At 67.0% G+C, this 2623-nt stretch carries 3 protein-coding genes; 2 read left to right on the top strand and 1 reads right to left on the bottom strand.

The genetic code is table 11. The features are described from left to right. Positions 1 to 107: 107 nt before the first annotated feature. Positions 108 to 782 (top strand): protein-methionine-sulfoxide reductase heme-binding subunit MsrQ, encoded by a 675-nt coding sequence (locus tag AB3X43_RS09835; protein WP_369429665.1) that lies wholly within the window; start codon positions 108 to 110, stop codon positions 780 to 782. Between the two features lie 141 nt (positions 783 to 923). Then, the gene (locus AB3X43_RS09830; protein ID WP_369429664.1) at positions 924 to 2174 is read left to right on the top strand and encodes a hypothetical protein; all 1251 of its coding nucleotides are present in this window, start codon (positions 924 to 926) and stop codon (positions 2172 to 2174) included. Between the two features lie 20 nt (positions 2175 to 2194). Here the strand turns inward: AB3X43_RS09830 and AB3X43_RS09825 are convergent. Next, the coding region (locus AB3X43_RS09825; protein WP_369429663.1) for a tetratricopeptide repeat protein at positions 2195 to 2623 on the bottom strand (429 nt) is incomplete at its 5' end.

Raw genomic sequence — 2623 nt, 5'->3', positions numbered from 1 at the left:
TGTTCGCCAAGAAGCGCCCGACGCTGATGTTCAACGGCTACGGCCCGCAGGTCGCGTCGCTCTACGCCGGCATGGACCTGCGCAAGTTCTACTGATCGGGTGGCGCCATGAACCGAGCTGCCGTGAACCGGGTGCTGCTGCACCCGGCGGCCAAACCCTTGCTGTGGCTGCTGTGCCTGGTGCCGCTGGCTGGCTGGATCTGGGGTGGTTTCCACAATGGACTGGGCGCCAACCCGGCGGAGACCATCCTGCGCGGGACTGGCGCCTGGACGCTGCGCTTCCTGTGCGTCGTGCTCGCCGTGACGCCGGTGCGGCAGTGGACTGGCCTGAGCGCACTGGCCCGCTGGCGGCGTCTGTTGGGCCTCTACGTCTTCTTCTACAGCGTGCTGCATTTCCTGGCCTACGCCTGGCTCGACATGGGATTCGATCCGGCGGCGGTCGTGAAGGATCTGTCCAAGCGGCCCTTCGCGCTGGTGGGGTTCCTCGCCTTCGTGCTGCTGATACCGCTGGCGGCGACTTCGTTCAACCGCGCCATCAAGGCGATGGGTGCGGCGCGCTGGCAGCGCCTGCACCGGCTGGTCTACGCCATCGCGCTGCTGGGGCTGCTGCACTACTTCTGGATGCGGGCCGCCAAGCACCGCTATGACGAGGTGCTGGTGTACGCGGTGGTGATCGGCGTGCTGCTGGGTGTGCGTCTGTGGCGCCGCCTGCAGGTGGCAAAACCGACCCGTGCGGCGCCAATGGCGCGGAATGCGCAGACTTCCCGCGTTACAGGGTCATGAAAGGATTGAAATACCCTCAAGCAAGGGATTGAGTTCGCTAAATTTCATCAGTTGCCGTGACAAAGTTGGCAAAATCATTGACATGTGATTTTTGCCCACTTACGATCAGTCAAGGCGTAACAGTATGTTAAGGAGGCGAACGTGGCTAGCGCGAACAGCATGGCAGGTCCGGGGGACGACCTCTCCGCAGGAGAAGCGTCCTCGCTGGAAGGGCAGCCGCCCTGGGACCTGATCGCGCTGCTGACGCTCGCGTTCATTGTCTTTGGTTGGATGGCGCTGGCGGTGTCCTACAACCCCAGCCATGGCGCGCAGTTCGCATTCGAGAGCTTCCACACGGTTGCGCTGCACCAGTTCCAGACCCTGCCCTGGGATCGCTTCCTGCACGAAATGCACACGACCTACGGCCCGGCGTTCTACGCGCTGGTCGGCAGTCTGCACTTGCCGACCGAGGGCGTGCGGGCGGTCGGGCTGGTCATGCACCTGGTTTCGACGATGGTGCTGCTGCAGGTGGGTCTGCAGATCGGCGCTCCCTGGCAGCGCGCGGCGCTGCTGTCGGCGGCGTTCTTCGTGTCACCGTTCCAGTTCGGCCCGGCCCTGTGGGGGCATCCCGACGCACTCGCGACGCTGCTGATGATGCTCGGCCTCGGTGCCACGATGCTGACCGGCCGCGGCACGCACCGCTCGGTCTCGATCGCGCTGCTGCCCATGACGGTGCTGGTCCACCAGGCCGGTGCAGCGGTGGTGGCCGCGTCCTGCCTCGACGACCTGCGCCTGAAGCGCCATGCGGACATGGCGATCAAGCTGGTGGTCACATCCGCGATGCTTTATCTGCTCTACCGGGTCTGGGATGGCTTCACGCCGCCCTCGCTCCAGACGGCCACACGCATCAACACGCGCGCTTTCCTGATGGCCTTCACGCTGCTGGCACTCGGCCTGCACGCTTGGGACCGCCTCAACACCCGCACGCGCTGGCTCGTGCTGCTGGCGCGTTTCGCGCTGCTGTGGCCGCTGTTCACGCTGGTCTACGCGCTGTCCAGCCCGTTCGCAGGCGGCGGATTCGTCTTCTCGCGCCTGGATGTGCTGGAGGCCGGCATGTTCCCCGTCAACCTCGCCAGCCCGGCGCTGATGGCGCTCGTGGTGGCATGGTGCTGGCGATCGCTGCGGGGCTACCGGCTCTCGACCGCGCAGATCACGCTCTGCGCGGCCGTGCTCGCCACGGGGGATGCGCTGTATCTGAAGGATGTCGACCTCTTCTTCTGGCCGCTGCTGCTGATGCGGCTGGTGCGCTGGGGCGCGCTGCGGCCGAGCGTGCGCGACGCGCTGATGCGCAGCGCAGTGGTCTGGACCCTGGTCAGCCTGTCGCTGGCGACACTGTCATACAGCCAGCTCTGACGCACTCCGGACCGTGCCTCTCACAGGCTGGGCGCCGCCAGTTTGTGCGACACCTCGTCGCGCTTGCCCGAAGCGGCCTCGTCGCCCTGCCGCGCGGCTGCGTCGTACCAGTAGCGCGCCAGTCGCAGGTCGGCCTCGGTGCCGAGGCCGGTTTCGTACATCGAGGCCAGCAGGTACTGTGCTCCCACGTCACCGCCCTGGGCGGCCTGGCGGTACCACTGCAGCGCCCGGGTTTCGTCCTGCGGCACGCCCCGGCCCAGGTAATAGCCGGTAGCGATCGCCACCTGCGCATCGACGCTGCCCGACTCGGCGGCCCGCTGGTACCACGCCATCGCGCGGGGCAGGTCGATCGGCGCGTAGCGTCCGGACTCGTGGAACTCGGCCAGCGCGACCTGCGAGGTGACAAAACCGGCGGCGGCGGCGGCCTGCAGATGGCGCAGTGCGGCTGA

Origin of the sequence: Sphaerotilus sp., from assembly GCF_041083715.1 — a bacterium.
GTDB lineage: Bacteria > Pseudomonadota > Gammaproteobacteria > Burkholderiales > Burkholderiaceae_C > Sphaerotilus.
This window is presented reverse-complemented; position numbering and strand designations above follow the sequence as displayed.

Excerpts from the sequence above, each read along its gene's own strand:
- AB3X43_RS09835 (WP_369429665.1), top strand. The coding sequence starts at position 108 with ATGAACCGAGCTGCCGTGAACCGGGTGCTGCTGCACCCGGCGGCCAAA.